The organism is Rhizobium oryzicola (assembly GCF_030504645.1).
GTDB lineage: Bacteria > Pseudomonadota > Alphaproteobacteria > Rhizobiales > Rhizobiaceae > Neorhizobium > Neorhizobium oryzicola.
Window position 1 is genome coordinate 158,080 of sequence record NZ_JAUKWQ010000005.1, and the last position, 16,999, is coordinate 175,078.

15 protein-coding genes are annotated in these 16,999 nt (G+C 60.6%); 11 read left to right on the forward strand and 4 right to left on the reverse strand.

Annotated elements, in window-relative coordinates:
* Positions 1 to 5: 5 nt before the first annotated feature.
* Positions 6 to 1,406 carry an L-serine ammonia-lyase gene (locus Q2T52_RS16725; protein ID WP_302077930.1) on the reverse strand — a complete coding sequence of 467 codons (1,401 nt, stop codon included), beginning with the start codon at positions 1,404 to 1,406 and terminating at the stop codon, positions 6 to 8.
* Positions 1,407 to 1,638: 232 nt separating this feature from the next.
* Here Q2T52_RS16725 and Q2T52_RS16730 point away from each other — a divergent pair, with 232 nt between their 5' ends.
* On the forward strand, positions 1,639 to 2,334 hold the full coding sequence (locus Q2T52_RS16730) for a DUF599 domain-containing protein (RefSeq protein ID WP_302077931.1): 696 nt from the start codon (positions 1,639 to 1,641) through the stop codon (positions 2,332 to 2,334).
* Positions 2,335 to 2,349: 15 nt separating this feature from the next.
* Positions 2,350 to 3,360 carry a heparan-alpha-glucosaminide N-acetyltransferase gene (locus Q2T52_RS16735; RefSeq protein ID WP_302077932.1) on the forward strand — a complete coding sequence of 337 codons (1,011 nt, stop codon included), beginning with the start codon at positions 2,350 to 2,352 and terminating at the stop codon, positions 3,358 to 3,360.
* 4 nt (positions 3,361 to 3,364) lie between these two features.
* Here Q2T52_RS16735 and Q2T52_RS16740 read toward each other — a convergent pair whose 3' ends face one another.
* Positions 3,365 to 3,751: a MerR family transcriptional regulator gene (locus Q2T52_RS16740; RefSeq protein WP_302077933.1), complete on the reverse strand. Its 387-nt coding sequence runs from the start codon at positions 3,749 to 3,751 to the stop codon at positions 3,365 to 3,367.
* A 62-nt stretch (positions 3,752 to 3,813) separates the two neighbouring features.
* The gene (gene mgtE / locus Q2T52_RS16745; protein WP_302077934.1) at positions 3,814 to 5,232 is read right to left on the reverse strand and encodes a magnesium transporter; all 1,419 of its coding nucleotides are present in this window, start codon (positions 5,230 to 5,232) and stop codon (positions 3,814 to 3,816) included.
* 205 nt (positions 5,233 to 5,437) lie between these two features.
* Between mgtE and Q2T52_RS16750 the strand changes: the two genes are divergently transcribed.
* Both Q2T52_RS16750 and Q2T52_RS16755 read left to right on the forward strand, forming a co-directional pair.
* Positions 5,438 to 5,932 carry a peptide deformylase gene (locus Q2T52_RS16750; protein ID WP_302077935.1) on the forward strand — a complete coding sequence of 165 codons (495 nt, stop codon included), beginning with the start codon at positions 5,438 to 5,440 and terminating at the stop codon, positions 5,930 to 5,932.
* A 57-nt stretch (positions 5,933 to 5,989) separates the two neighbouring features.
* Positions 5,990 to 6,493, forward strand: coding sequence for a BON domain-containing protein (locus Q2T52_RS16755; protein WP_302077936.1), 504 nt, complete (start codon positions 5,990 to 5,992; stop codon positions 6,491 to 6,493).
* 3 nt (positions 6,494 to 6,496) lie between these two features.
* Here Q2T52_RS16755 and Q2T52_RS16760 read toward each other — a convergent pair whose 3' ends face one another.
* Positions 6,497 to 6,922 (reverse strand): OsmC family protein, encoded by a 426-nt coding sequence (locus Q2T52_RS16760; RefSeq protein WP_302077937.1) that lies wholly within the window; start codon positions 6,920 to 6,922, stop codon positions 6,497 to 6,499.
* 254 nt (positions 6,923 to 7,176) lie between these two features.
* On the opposite strand from Q2T52_RS16760, the gene Q2T52_RS16765 reads away from it, so the two are divergent.
* The 7 genes from Q2T52_RS16765 (at position 7,177) to Q2T52_RS16795 (ending at position 16,924) form a co-directional block, all read left to right on the forward strand.
* The gene (locus Q2T52_RS16765; protein WP_302077939.1) at positions 7,177 to 9,492 is read left to right on the forward strand and encodes a bifunctional salicylyl-CoA 5-hydroxylase/oxidoreductase; all 2,316 of its coding nucleotides are present in this window, start codon (positions 7,177 to 7,179) and stop codon (positions 9,490 to 9,492) included.
* 12 nt (positions 9,493 to 9,504) lie between these two features.
* Positions 9,505 to 10,296: an SDR family NAD(P)-dependent oxidoreductase gene (locus tag Q2T52_RS16770; protein ID WP_302077941.1), complete on the forward strand. Its 792-nt coding sequence runs from the start codon at positions 9,505 to 9,507 to the stop codon at positions 10,294 to 10,296.
* Positions 10,293 to 11,144: an enoyl-CoA hydratase family protein gene (locus tag Q2T52_RS16775; RefSeq protein WP_302077942.1), complete on the forward strand. Its 852-nt coding sequence runs from the start codon at positions 10,293 to 10,295 to the stop codon at positions 11,142 to 11,144. Before Q2T52_RS16770 ends, Q2T52_RS16775 begins: the two co-directional genes overlap by 4 nt.
* 2 nt (positions 11,145 to 11,146) lie before the next feature.
* The gene (locus Q2T52_RS16780) at positions 11,147 to 12,322 is read left to right on the forward strand and encodes an acyl-CoA dehydrogenase family protein (protein ID WP_302077943.1); all 1,176 of its coding nucleotides are present in this window, start codon (positions 11,147 to 11,149) and stop codon (positions 12,320 to 12,322) included.
* Positions 12,323 to 12,339: 17 nt separating this feature from the next.
* Positions 12,340 to 12,738, forward strand: coding sequence for a RidA family protein (locus Q2T52_RS16785; RefSeq protein ID WP_302077944.1), 399 nt, complete (start codon positions 12,340 to 12,342; stop codon positions 12,736 to 12,738).
* A gap of 11 nt (positions 12,739 to 12,749) precedes the next feature.
* Positions 12,750 to 14,720, forward strand: coding sequence for a 3-hydroxyacyl-CoA dehydrogenase NAD-binding domain-containing protein (locus tag Q2T52_RS16790; protein ID WP_302078162.1), 1,971 nt, complete (start codon positions 12,750 to 12,752; stop codon positions 14,718 to 14,720).
* A gap of 128 nt (positions 14,721 to 14,848) precedes the next feature.
* On the forward strand, positions 14,849 to 16,924 hold the full coding sequence (locus Q2T52_RS16795) for a family 16 glycosylhydrolase (protein WP_302077945.1): 2,076 nt from the start codon (positions 14,849 to 14,851) through the stop codon (positions 16,922 to 16,924).
* Positions 16,925 to 16,999 lie beyond the last annotated feature (75 nt).

The window sequence follows — 16,999 nt, forward strand, 5'->3', positions numbered from 1 at the left end:
GAGGTTCAACATTCCACGACGTTGACGGCCAACCCGCCAGTCGAGGTTTCTTTATACTTCTCGCTCATGTCGTTGCCGGTCTGACGCATGGTTTCGATGGCGGCATCAAGCGGCACGAAATGCTGCCCGTCGCCTTTCACCGCCAGCGAAGCTGCTGTCACCGCCTTGACGGCACCCAGCGCATTGCGTTCGATGCACGGCACCTGCACCAGGCCAGCGACGGGATCGCAGGTCATGCCGAGATGATGCTCCAGCGCGATCTCCGCCGCATTCTCGATCTGCTCGGGGGAGCCATCCATGACGGCTGCGAGCCCGGCAGCCGCCATGGCTGCCGCCGACCCCACTTCGCCCTGACAGCCGACTTCGGCGCCCGAGATGGAGGCATTGTGCTTGATGATGCCGCCGATCGCTGCCGCCGTCAGCAGGAAAGTGCGGACATCTTCTTGCGTCGCATCCTCGTGGAAATGCAGGAAGTAACGAATTGTGGCCGGAATGACGCCCGCAGCCCCATTGGTCGGTGCCGTCACCACGCGGCCGCCACCGGCATTTTCCTCGTTCACGGCCATGGCATACACACTCAGCCAGTCGTTGGCGAGCAGCGGGTTCATGCGGTTGGAGCGCCATTCCTCATTCAGTTTGTCGTGGATCGCCTTGGCGCGACGGCGCACCTTCAAACCACCCGGCATGATACCTTCAACTTTCAGCCCGCGATCGATACAGTTCGCCATGGCCGCCCAGATGCGATCCAGTCCGGCATCCAGTTCCTCGGCGCTCATCTTCGTCAGCTCGTTGGCGCGCTTCATGGCGGCAATAGAAAGGCCTGAGCCTCGCGCCATGTCGAGCATCTGCTTCGCCGTTGCGAAGGGATAAGGCACCTTCTCCGTCACATGATTCTTGGCGCTGTTGCGCATCGCCTCGAGTTCCGTGTCGGTCACCACGAAACCGCCGCCGATCGAATAATAGATGCGCTTCAGCAGAAGGCGCTCGTCGCTATCGTAGGCAGAAATGCTCATGCCGTTCGCGTGGCCGGGCAGTGCCTGCTTCTTGTCGTAGATCAGGTCCGTCTTTGGCAAAAATGCATAAGGAGGGTGGCCGGGAGGCGTCACCTTTCCAGTCCGCTCGACCTGCTCCAGGATCGATTCCATGTGATCGGGATCGACCGTATCCGGCTTCTCGCCCATCAGCCCCAGGATCACCGCGCGGCCGGTGCCGTGACCAACGCCCGTAAAGGCCAGCGAGCCGTGCAGGCTGACCTTCAAGGAAGCGATGTGGCGCCCGGCCGGTCTTGGCCACTCATCCGACAGGATGAGATCAAGAAACCGATTCGCTGCCGACATTGGTCCCATCGTGTGCGAGCTGGACGGGCCAACGCCGATCTTGAAGACGTCAAACACGGAAAGAAACATTCTATGATCCACCTGAGAGTAATGCGGCGCTGTCAAACTACCGAGATCAGCAGCCTGTCGCTGGCTGTCGTTCGACATCGGATCGGTCCGAAACGACGCGGAACTTCCTATGCCGGAGGACAAATGTCCATCTCCCAATTCCGAGAGGCCGGGCCCACCTTGAGATCGGTATGGAACTGACGCATAGCAAGAGCGAAGAGATCCCAATTCCGACAAGCCAAGCACGGACGCCATGACAATCGCCGATTACGTCGCTCTCGCATTGTTTCTGTTTCTCTGGTTCGGCTATTCCTGGGCGACCGGCGGCAGGCAGATCTTTTCGCGCCAGAGCCTGAACCAGGCCATGATCGCGCGGCGACGCCAATGGATCCACAATGCGCTACGCCGCGAGCTGCGGATGATCGACACGCAGATCCTGGCGGGCCTGCAGAACGGAACGGCCTTCTTTGCCTCTACATCCATTTTCGCCATCGGCGGCTGCTTTGCGCTGCTTGGCGCGACCGATCGCGTTGACATGATCCTGCGCGATCTGCCGCTGGTGGAGTATAGCGGCAGGATGGCCTTCGAGTTGAAGGTCGCCGGACTCACCGCCATGTTCGCCTTCGCCTTTTTCAAGTTTGGCTGGGCTTACCGACTGTTCAACTACTGCACCATTCTGTTCGGTGCCCTGCCCCTGACTTCCGAGGTTGCCGAGGACCGCGTGGCGGCTGAACGGGCGGCGGAAAAGGTGATCCGCATGAACGTGATCGCCGCCCGCAACTTCAATTCGGGCCTGCGCACGATTTTTCTTTCGATCGGCTATCTCGGCTGGTTCGTCGGGCCCTATATGTTCATCGCCACGACGGTATTCGTGGTCATCGTTTTGACGCGTCGCCAGTTCTATTCCGAGGCGCGTCTGGCGCTGATGGATGCCGAAGAACTCTCTTGAGCGATTGGAATTTGCTTGTCCGTTGAAACACTCGCCCCGCCGGCCGAGCGGTCCCCCCGCATTCTCCTGATCGACACGCTTCGCGGCGTCGCTCTCCTTGCGATGGCATCCTATCACTTCACCTGGGATCTGGAATTCTTCGGATACATCGAGCCGGGAACGGCGACGCAAGGGCTCTGGAAGCTTTACGCCCGGGCGATTGCGACATCCTTCCTCTTTCTGGTCGGTGTCAGCCTCGTGCTGGCGCATGGCAACGGCATCCGCTGGGCCTCGTTCCAGAAGCGCCTTGGCATGGTTGCAGGCGCCGCTCTGCTAATCAGCATCGGCACCTATGTGGCGCTACCGGATGAATGGATCTTCTTCGGTATCCTGCACAACATCACCGTCTCCAGCCTGATCGCGCTGGGCTTCGTTGGATTGCCACCGATCGTGCCGGCCATTGCTTCGCTACTTTTGATCAGCGGCATGGTTCTCGATCATTACATTCTGCCGGGCGTCATCAGTTTCCCGGCGCTCGATCCAAAGTATCTCGCGTGGACAGGATTCGGAGCGGCCATTCCTCGCTCTAACGATTTCGTGCCGATCTTTCCGTGGCTGGCTTCTCCGCTGGCTGGATTGGCCGTCGCTGGGTTTCTCAAGCGTGCCGGCGCGTTTCCAAGGCTGGCGGGTTTACAGGCAAAGGCAAACCTTCTCACCAAGGCAGGCCAGCACAGCCTCGTCTTTTATTTGGTGCACCAGCCAGTGCTGATCGGCCTCGTCTATCTATTCTCGCTGGTCCATCCTGCCCCAGCACCTGACCCAGTAGCGGCATACATGCGCAGCTGCACGGCAAGCTGTGTTGGCGGCGGCAATGAGGTCGGCATGTGCCAGAGCTTCTGTGGGTGCACGAAGGACAAGCTGATCCAACAATCGCTTTTCGAGCCCTTGAACCGTCGGGAAATCAATCCCGCAACGGATGAGCGGGTTCAGTCCCTGGCGATGGAATGTTCAATGTCGAGCCGGGAAGTGCCAGCCGAAAGCAAATAGGATGTCAGGTGCCGACGCCGATTTCCGCGAGGCGCGTGAGACACGCCTCTTCGACATTGTCGAGCTCGCTCAGGGTGTCGTCGATGTCCTTGCGCTTCTGGCGCAGCTCTTCGCGCTTTTCGTCCACACGCTTCATCAGTAGCTTGAGCTGACCGAGTTCGCCGGGCGGCTCCTTGTAGACCTGAATGATTTCGCGGATCTCTGCAATCGTGAAACCGATACGCCGGCCACGCAGGATTTCCCCGATCAGTCGGCGATCCGCGGCACGATAGAGACGCGTGCGGCCACGTCGCTCCGGATGGATCAGGCCTTCATCTTCGTAGAAACGCAGTGTGCGGGTGGAAACCCCGAATTCCCGCGTTAGCTCTGTGATGGAATAGTATTTGTTCACGCCGCACGTCCTGTCAGTGAAGCGTCACAATAATTGACTTTTACGTAACAGTCAATTTTGGCTCACTTGCCGATGGCGAACCACCAGGTGGCCAAACCCAGAAATGAGAAGAAGCCTGTCACATCGGTGACTGTCGTTACGAAGACGGCGGACGCCACGGCCGGATCCACGCCGACCTTGTCCAGGATCAGCGGAATCATGATGCCAGCCAGCGCTGCGGCCATCATGTTGATCAGCATGGCGGAGGCGATGATGCCGCCGATATTGACATCCTGGAACCACAGCCCGGCCACCACGCCGATCAGCACGCCGAAGATTGCCCCGTTCAAAAGCCCGACACCGGCCTCACGACGCACGATGCGCGCCGCGTTATGAATGTCGAGATCACGCGTCGCAAGCGCGCGCACCGTCACGGTCATGGTCTGGGACGCGGCATTGCCGCCCATGCCGGCGACAATCGGCATCAGCACCGCGAGCGCGACAATTTTTTCAATCGTCGCGTCAAATAGGGAGATCACGGATGCCGCCAGGATAGCCGTGAGCAGGTTGACGAGCAGCCAGGGCACGCGCGAGCGCGAGGTGGTCATGACTGTGTCGGACAGTTCTTCGTCACCGACACCGCCGAGGCGCATGATGTCCTCTTCGGCCTCTTCCTGGATGACGTCGACCACGTCATCGATGGTGAGCACGCCGACAAGCCGTCCGTTTTCATCCACCACTGCTGCGGACAGAAGGTCATATTGCTCGAAGAGCTGTGCGGCCTCTTCCTGGTCCATGTCGGCGGGGATCGGATAATTCGTCTCCCGCATGATGGCTTCGATCTTCACCGGACGCTTGGTGCGCAGAATCCGGTCGAGATCGACAACGCCGAGCAGCTTGAAGGTGGGGTCGATCACGAAGATCTGCGTAAAGCTTTCCGGCAGTTCCTCCTCGTCGCGCATGTAGTCGATCGTCTGGCCGACCGTCCAAAACGGCGGCACGGCGACGAATTCCGTCTGCATGCGGCGACCGGCGGAGCTTTCCGGATAATCCAGTGCGCGGCGCAGGCGCACCCGCTCCGTAAACGGCAGCTGCGCCAGGATTTCTTCGCGGTCTTCCTGGTCCAGATCTTCCAGAATGTAGACGGCGTCGTCCGAATCGAGCTCGCCGATAGCCGCCGCAATCTGTGCGTTCGGCATCTGGTCGACGATTTCCATACGGATGGTTTCGTCGACCTCGGTCAGCGCCGTCAGGTCGAAATCGTTGCCAAGCAGACGCACCAGCGCCATGCGCTGTTCAGGCAGGATCGATTCGAGCAGGTCGCCGAGTTCGGATTCATGCAGTTCGGCGACGTGCTTGCGCAGGAAAAGAATGTCGCGGTCACCAATGGCTGCGCCAACCATCGCGAGAAAATCGGCCCTGATGGAGCCGTTTTCAGCATAGATATCGTCGTGGGTTTCTTCGTGATGAGCGCGCGGACGGTCTTCTTCGATATTGGACATAGCCGCATCCTCGCTCACTGTTTCTGCCGACCGGAAGCCGGAGGCAGAATGAATGCCGAAACCTGATTGTCAACAATTGGATAGCACCGGCTTGCCAAGGCGCTGCAAGTCGAACAGATCCCTGCTAGAACAATAGAAGACGCCGGTCCAGCGTTTCCGCCGGTTCGGTTGCAATCATCTGCCTTATCCTCGAACGGACTTGCCCGTGGCTGTCAGACCCATCCTCAAATATCCGCATTCCGGCCTTTCGACGCCCTGCGAACCCGTCATCCATTTCGACGAGGCGCTTCGCCAGCTTGTCGAGGATCTTACGGAGACCATGCATGCGGCGCCGGGGGTTGGAATCACCGCAGCCCACATCGGCGTCCCACAGCGGGTGACGGTGATCGAGCTTTCCGGCGAGGCTTCCCGGCTCGTGCTTGTTAACCCGGAGATCCTGTCGTTTGGACAAACGCTCAGTCGCAATACCGAGGGCAGCGTGTCGATGCCGGGTTTCACGGAAGAGATCGAACGCCCTGGCACCATCCGCTACCGATACCAGGATCTGACGGGCACCCTGCATGAGGCGGATGCGGACGGATTTCTCGCTATCTGCATCCAGCACGAGATCGATCAGCTCGACGGTATCTTCTGGCTGAAACGGCTCTCCCGCCTGAAACGCGAGCGCCTGACGAAAAAGTGGGAGAAGCAAAACACGTAATCAGCGAACCAACTCGGCTGCCGAACGTTATGCCTCCGACCAAACCAGGAGGCTGACATGTCGTCCAAGAAGAACGTCAACAATCTGTCTCGCGAGGAAGACTATCGCGATTACGATACCCGCAATATCGACGACGGCTGGCCCTATGCCGATCAGGCGGGGGCGACCGCCGGCGCGGTGGACAATGCCGCCTATGGTGACCCTTCCGCCAATTTCGACCGCGAACGCAACAAGGGCTTCATGGTCGACAGCGCCGACGAGACCGGTCTGGAAGAACGCATCAAGGATCGCGCGACACCGGCCACTCAAGGCCTGGAGGACGACGACGACCTTGAAGAGCGCGTGACCGATGCCATCGATGCACTGGATCTCGTTCCGCTGGAAACCATCGACATTCGCGCCGATGGCACCACGGTGACGCTGGAAGGTACCATCGATGACGACGATACCATGCGCCGACTGATCGGCCATGTGCGGCGCATGCCGGGTGTCAGTAAGGTCGTCAACAACCTGACGCTCGCCGGCGTCGATACGCACATCCCCGACGATGACGATGAATAATCGTCAGGCCGATTCGACACTGACGTGGATGGCGGGGGTGAGAGCCAGCGTATTGCTGACGGTGCAAAGCTCCTTGGCGAGCTTGGCAATTTCCTGACGCTCGAGCTCCGAAAAGTCACCATTGACGGTGAGTTTGGCATGGATCGTCTCAACCCTTGAAGGCCCCTCGTGGGCCTTCTCGCCGTTCACATGAGCCGAAACGTCCACGAATCGATCTGCGAACTGTAGCCGGTTCACCGCTCCCTTCACGCTCAGCACCAGGCAGGCGGCGAGCGATGCGTAGAGAAGATCCAACGGGTTGAAGCCAGGATCTGAAACGCCGGTCACGACATCGAGCGTTCCGCCGGTTTCCGTGACCAGACTTGCATGTCCATGGCGCGCCATCTTGCCCGTGGCGCCGGTTACGCGTGTGCGTGTTTTCAGATCCATCGCCTTGTTCCTCTGCTCGTCATGCCGACGGTCACTGCCGCGACCGTTACAGTGTCCGCTTCTCCTTGAAAAGCGTCAAACACCAAGCTGATTTGTGGTGTGCCAAGCGTTTACGCAAGCCGCCAACACCTGTCCTTCCTGATGGCAAGCCATGCAGAGATTCCGCTTGACGCGCTTGTCCGCGCGTCTATATTTTAAACTTAAAATAATGACGCATCGGAACAGCGTTCACATTGCCCAGGGAAGGAATGCGCATGCGCATCGTCTGCATCGGCGGAGGTCCGGCTGGCCTCTATTTCGCCCTCCTGATGAAGAAGCTCCATCCGGATCACGATGTCCGCGTCGTGGAGCGCAACCGCCCTTACGATACCTTCGGCTGGGGCGTGGTGTTTTCCGATGCGACCATGCAGGCCATGCGTGCCTGGGACGCCGAAAGCGCTGCCGAGATCGAAGATGCGTTCAATCACTGGGACGATATCGAGGTTCTGTTCAAGGGCATGCGCCAGCGCACGACTGGTCATGGTTTTGTCGGCATCGGCCGCAAGAAGCTCCTGAACATCCTGCAGCGCCGTTGCGAGGCGCTGGGCGTCCAGCTTGTCTTCGAAACAGAGGCGGAAGGCGATCAGGATTTCCCCGAAGCCGATCTGATCATCGCATCTGACGGCGTCAACTCCCGCATCCGCCAGAAATACGCCGATGTCTTCCAGCCGGATATGGTGGTACGGCCGAACCGGTATATCTGGCTCGGCACCAACAAGCTGTTCGACGCCTTCACCTTCGATTTCCGCAAGACGGATCATGGCTGGTTCCAGGCGCATATCTACAAGTTCGACGAAAACACCTCGACCTTCATCATAGAGACGACCGAAGAAGCCTATCAGGCGCACAAGCTCGGCGAGATGGACCAGCAGCAGTCGATCGACTTCTGCCAGGACCTGTTTGCAGAGGTCCTGGAAGGCGCGCCGCTGATGACCAATGCGCGTCATCTGCGCGGCTCGGCCTGGCTCAACTTCCAGCGGTTGATCTGCGGCAAGTGGAGCCATTTCAACGGCAACAGCCATGTGGTGCTGATGGGTGACGCGGCCCATACCGCCCACTTCGCGATCGGCTCCGGCACGAAGCTTGCCATTGATGACGCGATCGAACTCGCCAACCAGTTCCAGAAACTGGGGCACGACACCGACAAGATCCCAGCCGTCCTTGAGACCTACGAGGAAATCCGCCGCGTCGACGTCGCCCGCATCCAGAATGCGGCCCGCAACGCCATGGAATGGTTCGAAGTGGTTGGCACCCGCTATGCGGACACACTGCCTCCCAAACAGTTCATGTATTCCATGCTGACGCGCTCGCAGCGTATCAGCCACGAGAATCTGCGCCTGCGCGACAAGACTTGGCTCGAAGGCTACGAGCGCTGGTTTGCCGAACAATCCGGTATCGCGCCCGGCAAGAACGGCAAGGTGCCGCCGCCGATGTTCACACCCTACACGGTGCGCAATGTCACGCTGCCGAACCGGATCGTTGTGTCGCCAATGGCCATGTACTCCGCTAAGGATGGCGTCCTCGGAGACTTTCATCTGGTGCATCTCGGCTCCCGTGCACTGGGCGGTGCAGGCCTCGTCTTTGCCGAAATGACCTGCGTATCCCCGGATGCGCGCATCACCCCCGGCTGCCTCGGCCTCTGGAACGACGACCAGATCGAAGGCTGGAAGCGCTTTGCCGATTTCGTGCACGCCAACAGCAACGCCAAGGTTGGCATCCAGCTCGGCCATGCGGGTCGCAAGGGCGCGACAAAGCTTGCCTGGGATGGCATCGACCAGCCACTGGAGGATGGCGCCTGGCCGCTGCTGTCGGCCTCCGCCCTGCCCTATCTCAAAAATAGCCAGGTGCCGAAGGCGATGGATCGCGCCGACATGGACCGGGTGAAAGCTGACTTTGTCGCTGCCACCAAGCGCGCCGCAAAAGCCGGTGCCGATTGGTTGGAATTCCACGCAGCCCACGGCTATCTGCTATCTTCCTTCCTGTCGCCGCTGACCAACCGGCGCGATGACGAATACGGCGGCAGCCACGCAAACCGGGCGCGCTATCCGCTGGAAGTCTTCCGCGCCGTGCGCGCCGTCTGGCCCGAAGACAAGCCGATTTCCGTGCGCCTCTCCTGCCATGACTGGTTCGAGGGCGGCAATACGCCGGAGGATGCGGCAATCTTTGCAAAAATGTTCAAGGATGCCGGCGCCGATGTGATCGACTGCTCGTCTGGTCAGGTGTGGAAGGAAGAAAAGCCGGTCTATGGCCGCCTGTTCCAGACGCCCTTCTCCGACAAGATCCGCAACGAGATCGGCATCCCGACGATTGCCGTCGGCGCCATCTCGGAGGCCGATCACGCCAACTCGATCATCTCCGCCGGTCGCGCCGATCTCTGCGCCGTCGCCCGTCCGCATCTCGCCGATCCCGCCTGGACGCTGCATGAGGCAGCCCGCATCGGCTTGAGCGACATTGCCTGGCCGAAGCAATATTATTCCGGCAAGAGCCAGTATGAGACAAACCTCGCCCGTGCCGGGCAGACGGCGAAGTAGGGATCACCCATCATGAGCCTCAACCACCGTCTCGAAGGTCGTCATGCGCTCGTCACCGGTGCCGGTTCCGGCATCGGTGCTGCGATTGCTGTGGCACTGGCGGAAGCCGGTGCCAGGGTGACGTTGGCCGGGCGCAGAGCCGAACCGCTAAAGGCACTGGCGGACAGGCTTGAGCCAAGCGCCGCAAACCCCGTGTCCGGTTTTGACGTGACTGACCCTGAGGCCATCGCAGCGGGTCTTGCGAAGGCGCGTGCGGTGTTCGGGCCGGTCGATATCCTCGTCAACAATGCCGGCGAGGCGCCGACCGCATCCTTCGAGAAGACGACGCTGGAACAGTGGAACCATGTGCTCTCGGTGGATCTGACCGGGGTCTTTTCGGTGACACAGGCGGTGCTGCCGGATCTGAAGGCCAGAGGGAATGGCGCGCGCATTATCAATGTCGCATCCACCGCTGGCCTCACCGGTTATGCCTATGTTTCTGCCTATGTCGCGGCCAAGCATGGGGTGATCGGGCTCACCCGCGCTCTAGCGCTGGAACTCGCGAAGACGGGCGTGACGGTGAATGCCGTCTGCCCAGGCTTTACCGATACGCCGCTGGTGCGCCGCTCGATCGAAACGATCATGCAGAAAACCGGGCGCAGCGAAGACGAGGCGCTGAAGGAGCTGACGAAACACAATCCGCAAGGACGGCTGGTGATGCCGGAGGAGGTTGCAGACGCCGTTCTGTGGCTGGCTTCGCCATCCGCGCAATCGATGACAGGACAGGCAATCGCGATTGCCGGTGGGGAGGTCTTTTCAGGATGAATACGGATCAGCCGTCCATGGCCGCATATCGCAGGCCGTTCAGGGATTATCAGGCGAAGCATTTTCTCTGGTCCGTCAGCGAGGATGGACGCGTCGGAACCATCTCGCTCAATCGTCCAGAGCGTAAGAACCCGCTGACCTTCGAAAGCTATGCGGAGCTGCGTGATCTTTTCCGCGATCTCGCTTATGCCTCGGATATCCGAGCGATCGTGCTGAGTGGTGCGGGCGGCAATTTCTCCTCCGGCGGCGACGTCTTCGAGATCATCGAGCCGCTGACCAAGATGGCCATGCCCGATCTCCTGGCCTTTACCCGCATGACCGGCGATCTGGTGAAGGCCATGCGCAGATGCCCACAGCCGATCATCGCGGCCGTCGATGGCATTTGCGCAGGCGCCGGGGCGATCCTTGCGATGGCATCCGATCTGCGGCTGGCGACCCCGGAAGCCAAGACCGCATTCCTGTTCACCCGCGTCGGTCTGGCCGGTGCTGACATGGGTGCCTGCGGAATTCTTCCGCGCATTATCGGTCAGGGCCGCGCGGCGGAGCTGCTGTTCACCGGCCGCGCCATGTCTGCTGCCGAGGGCCACGCCTGGGGGTTCTACAATGCCCTGCACGAGGCGGCTTCGCTCGAAGCGGAAGCGCTGAAGCTCGCGCATTCGCTGGCCGACGGGCCGTGGTTCGCGCATACCATGACCAAGACCATGCTGAACCAGGAATGGGCCATGGGCATCGAGGAACTGGTGGAATCGGAAGCGCAGGCGCAGGCAATTTGCATGGCGACGAACGATTTCCGTCGCGCCTTCGAGGCCTTCGCAGAAAAGCGCAAGCCACAGTTCGAGGGTAACTGATTATGGCTGCCCCTACCCTTTTGACGGGTCCGAACCTCGACCACCTCGACTGGCCCTTCTTTGATGTCAGCCACAAGGCGCTCGCGGAACGCATCGCGGCTTTTGCCAAGTCCGATGTCTTCGCAGCCGTCGATCATTCTAATACGGACAAGACCTGCCGCACCTTCGTGCGCGCGCTCGGTCAAGCCGGGCTGCTGGATGCCGCCACAGGTTCAGGCGGAACCACGCCCATCGATTCCCGCAGTGTGTGCCTGACCCGCGAAATGCTGGCCTGGCACGATGGGCTGGCGGATTTCGCCTTCGCCATGCAGGGGCTTGGAACCGGCGCCATCGGGCTGGTGGGCTCGGACGAACTGAAACAGGCCGTGCTGCCCAAGGTTCAGAAGGGCGAGTGGATTTCCGCATTCGCGCTCTCCGAAAAGGAGGCCGGATCGGATGTCGCCGCCATGCAATGCGCCGCCCGCCGTGAGGGCGATCACTTTGTTTTGGATGGCGAGAAAACCTGGATTTCCAACGGCGGCATTGCTGATGTCTACACCGTCTTTGCCCGCACGGGCGAAGCGCCCGGCACGCGGGGCATTTCCGCCTTTGTCGTTTTCGCCGATGATCCTGGTTTCTCCATTGCCGAGCGGATCGACGTGATCGCGCCGCATCCGCTGGCCACCATCCGCTTCGAGAACTGCCGCATCCCGGCGACGCGCCTGCTCGGCAATCCGGGCGAAGGCTTCAAGATCGCCATGCGCACGCTCGATATCTTCCGCGCCTCCGTTGCGGCGGCATCGCTTGGCTTTGCGCGCCGCGCCTTGGACGAAGCACTGACCCATGCCAGAAGCCGACCGATGTTCGGTGCTCACCTGTCCGACCTGCAACTGACGCAGGCTGCATTAGGCGACATGGCGGCTGATATCGATGCCGGCGCGCTCCTCACCTACCGCGCTGCCTGGCGACGCGACGTGCAGGGCCTGCCCACCACCAAGGAAGCAGCCATGGCGAAAATGATCGCCACGGAAAACGCGCAGAAGGTGATCGACCGCGCCGTGCAGATGTTCGGTGGCCGCGGCGTGCGCTCCGGTGAGACGGTGGAAAAACTCTACCGCGAGATCCGGGCGCTGCGCATCTACGAAGGTGCCACTGAAGTGCAGAAACTCATCATCGCCCGCGAACTGTTGAAGACCTGAAAAGACTGGAGACCTTGATGACGCATACCATTCTGCAGCCCGAGGGCTGGGCCAAGCCGATCGGCTATGCCAACGGCGTCGCGGCCAGCGGCCGTCAGGTCTATGTGGGCGGTCAGATCGGCTGGAACGGCCAGTGTGAGTTCGAGACCGATGACATTGTCGGCCAGGTGCGCCAGACGCTGGAGAACATTGTCGCGGTATTGGCGGAGGCCGGGGCACGGCCGGAACACATCACCACCATGACCTGGTATTTCACCGACAAGCAGGAATATCTCGCCAATCTGAAGGGCATCGGCCAAGCATACCGCGAGATCATCGGGCGGCATTTCCCGGCCATGGCAGCGGTGCAGGTGGTGGCCCTTATGGAGGACCGCGCCAAGATCGAAATCCAGGCGATTGCCGTCATTCCGGAATAAGGATGGAAGCCATGCCGGGCCTTGCCTATTCGCAGACGATTTCAGGTGACATGCGTGACGGCATTCTTGAGCTGACGATCGACAATCCGCCGGTCAACGCCACCTCGGCGGATGTGCGCAAAGGCCTGATGGCAGCGCTCGACGCTGCCCGCGATGACCAATCCGTTACCGGGATCGTGATCGCGGCAGCGGGCAAGACCTTTATCGGTGGCGCCGACATCCGCGAGTTCGGCAAGCCGCCGGTCGAACCGATCCTGCCTGATGTGATCGACGCCATCGAAGCCTATGGAAAGCCGGTCATTGCCGCCCTGAATGGCGCTGCCTTGGGCGGCGGGCTGGAAGTGGCGCTTGCCTGCCATGGTCGCGTTGCGCTCTCCTCCGCCACGGTCGCGCTGCCCGAGGTGAAACTTGGATTGGTACCGGGTGCTGGTGGCACGCAGCGTCTGCCGCGTCTCATCGGCGCTCTGGCGGCACTGGAAATGATCGCCTCCGGGCGCACGGTGAAGGCCGCGGAAGCCAAGCTGCTCGGCGTTCTCGACGAGGTGGTGGAGGGCGATCTTTTGGAGATCTCCTGCGCTCTGGCGCGCACCTTCGCTGCGCATCCTCTGCGGCGTACCGGCGCGCTTCCTGCGCCTGATCTGAACGCAGCGGCATTTGCAGAGGCGGAAGCGAAGATTGTTGCCAAAGCGCGTGGCCAAACGGCGCCTGTTGAGATCGCGCATCTGGTGAGGATCGCCAGCAGCGAGCCTTTGGCAAGCGGTCTGGCAGAGGAGCGGCAGACCTTCCTGCGCCTACGCGATGGCCAGGAAAGCAAGGCGCTGCGCCATGTGTTTTTCGCAGAACGCGAGGCCGGCAAAGTGGCTGGTCTTGAAGGCGTTTCGCCGCGTCCCGTGGAAACGATCGGCATTGCGGGCCTCGGCCTGATGGGCAGCGGCATCGCGGTCGCGGCCCTTTCCGCCGGCTACCGGGTGATCGGTCTGGAGCAGACGGCTGACGCAGCTGACAAGGGCCGCGAGCGCGTCCTGGGGCTGCTGGATCGCGCCGTCAAGAGCGGCCGCATGAGCACTGAGAAACGAGACGTACAGGCGTTGCGTCTCACGGTCACCGCTGATGATGCCGATCTCTCGCGCTCAGATCTCGTCATCGAGGCGGTGTTCGATGATCTCGCCGTCAAGGTCGATCTGTTCCAGCGCTTGGACAAGGTGCTGCGGCCGGATGCGATTCTCGCGACCAATACCAGCTACCTGAACCCGGACGAGATTGCCGCAGCGACCGCGCATCCCGCACGTGTTCTGGGCCTGCATTTCTTCTCGCCAGCCAACATCATGCGGCTGGTCGAGGTGGTGAACTGCGCCAAGACAGCGCCAGAGGTTCTGGCCACAGGTCTTGGTGTTGCCAAGCGTATGCGCAAGCTGGCCATCGTGACAGGCGTCACGGAAGGCTTCATCGGTAACCGCATCTTCTCTGCCTATCGGCGTGAGGCGGAATATCTCTTGGAAGACGGTGCCCTGCCCCATGAGATCGACGCGGTGCTGGAAGCCTTCGGTTTCCCCATGGGGCTTTTTGCCGTCTATGACATGGCGGGGCTGGAAATCGCCTGGGCACGGCGCAAGCGGCAGGCGGCAACGCGCAATCCGTCAGATCGCTATGTCGAAATCGCCGACCGGCTCTGCCAGGCAGGACGCTTCGGCCAGAAGGCAGGGCTCGGCTGGTATCGCTATGCGGATGGCAAGCGGGAGATCGATCCGGATGTGACGGCCCTGATCGAAGTCTGCCGTGCAGCCAAGGGCATCACACCGAAGACGTTTTCAGGGTCTGAGATTTTGGAGCGGCTTCTGACGGCCATGGCAGATGAAGGCCAAGCGCTTCTCGATGAAGGGATCGCCGCCCGCGCCAGTGACATCGATCTCGTGATGATCAACGGCTATGGCTTTCCCGCGCACAAAGGCGGACCGATGTTTCTTGTCGCGCAAGAGAGCTGATGCCTTTGCGCCGCAACATTAGCACTCTTTAAAGTGTTAGTTGATACTGTATCACTTCCTAGGACGGGGCGGCCTGCGCGCCGTCACTTTAAAAAGTCTGCCGCATGGGTCGGCGGCGTGGTGATGATATGGCTTCAACGATCAAGGGCGTGAACCAGTGGGCGACGGCTGCGGGGCTAACGTTGACCGGTACATCAGGCAATGATGACCTTGGCGGTTTCGACGGCCAGACGACCCTGATCGGCGGTGCCGGCGACGACACCTACTATGTGAAGAACTGGCAGAACACGATTATCGAACAGCCCAACGGCGGCAATGATACCGTGGTCGCCTATCAGAACTTTACGCTTCCGGCCAATGTCGAAAACCTAAAGGTCTTGAACGCCAACATCTATGGCGTCGGCAATGACGGGGACAATGTGATCACAGGCGGAGATGGCCGCCAGCAGCTTTATGGCGGCAAGGGCAACGACACCCTGACGGGCGGTGGCGGGGCGGATGTTTTCATCTTCCGGCCCGGTGACGGTAAGGATGTCATCACCGACTTCCAGACAGGCTCCGGCGGCGACATGGCGCAGATCGGCCAGTTCGGTCTCTATTCATTCGCCGATGTGATGGCGCGTATGCGCCAGAATGGTAGCGATGTCATCCTCCAGCTCGGACAGGATGACAGCATCACCTTCAAGAGCCATCGACTTGCAGATTTTTCGGCCGGTAATTTTCAGTACGGCGTTGATACCAACCGCATGAAGCTGACCTTTGCGGATGAGTTCGACACGCTGAAGCTCAAAATGGATGGCGGCCCCTGGCGCACATCCTATTCCGATGGACCGACGGGACACACGCTCGCTTCGAATGGCGAGTTGGAAGTCTATGTCGACAGGACCTATCGGGGCTTTGGCGTCGATCCCTTTTCCGTCAGCGATGGCGTGTTGAACATTCATGCGGAGCGCGCCAGCGCTGCCGTGCAGGCGGCTACCGGCCTGCAATACACATCCGGCATGATTTCGTCGCGCGGCTCCTTCTCGCAACTCTATGGCTATTTCGAAATGAAGGCCGAGCTGCCCGCTGGCAAAGGTGTCTGGCCTGCCTTCTGGCTGCTACCAGCTGATGGTTCCTGGCCACCGGAGCTGGACGTGATCGAAGCCGTCGGCGATAGATCGACCATCTACCACACGGCCCACTCCAACAGCACCGGCAAGCATACCCAGACTGCTGTTGCGTCCTGGGCCGGTGACATCACCGCCGGGATGCATACTTATGGCGTACTCTGGACCAAGGATCAGCTGGTCTGGTACCTGGACGGCAGCGAAGTCTTCCGCACCGCGACCCCGCCGGACATGAACAAGCCCATGTTCCTGCTGGCCAATCTCGCGATCGGCGGCTACTGGCCCGGCAATCCCGATGCCAGCTTCACCGGCGCCGACATGAAAATCGACTATATCCGCGCCTATTCCGTGCCGTCCACGGGCACCATGGATGTCGTGTCCGACAAGAGCACGACGTTGCAGGATGGGCAGGCAAACCTGACCCTGACAGGCACCGCGGCAATCAACGGGACTGGCAATGCGCAAGCCAATGTTCTGACAGGCAACGCCGCCGCGAACATTCTCAACGGCGGGCCTGGAAACGATACGCTCATCGGCCATGGCGGTAATGATACGCTGGTCGGCGGTGGCGGCCGCGACACGGTGGTCTATGCCGGACTGAAAAGCAGCTATCAGATCTCACGCGATGCGCAAGGCATCGTTGTGAGCAGTCCATCGACGGGCACGGATCACTTGATCGACATCGCACGCCTGAAGTTCGATGACGGGACCCTAGCCTTCGATGTCAACGGCAATGCCGGCGCGGCCTATCGACTCTATAAGGCGGCGTTCAATCGTGCGCCGGATGCGCAGGGCCTGTCCTACTGGACGAAGGCTCTCGATAATAATGCATCCCTGACATCCGTCTCCGACGCCTTCGTGAACTCCAAGGAGTTCAACGGCCTCTATGGAGGAAAAATGTCGAGTGCCTCTCTCGTCGCGACCCTGTACCAGAACATCCTGCACCGCACAGGCGACGCGGGCGGAACCGCCTTCTGGATTGATCAGCTTAACCACGGCATGAGCAAGGCTGCCGCCTTGGCCGGCTTTTCCGAAAGTGCCGAAAACAAAGCAGGGGTCAGCGCGCAGATCTCGGATGGGATCTGGCTGGTATGACCATACCCTACAGCGCTGGATAAAAGGGATAATTCCCAAGAATTATCTATGAGATCGCCAGCATGCCCGCTTCCT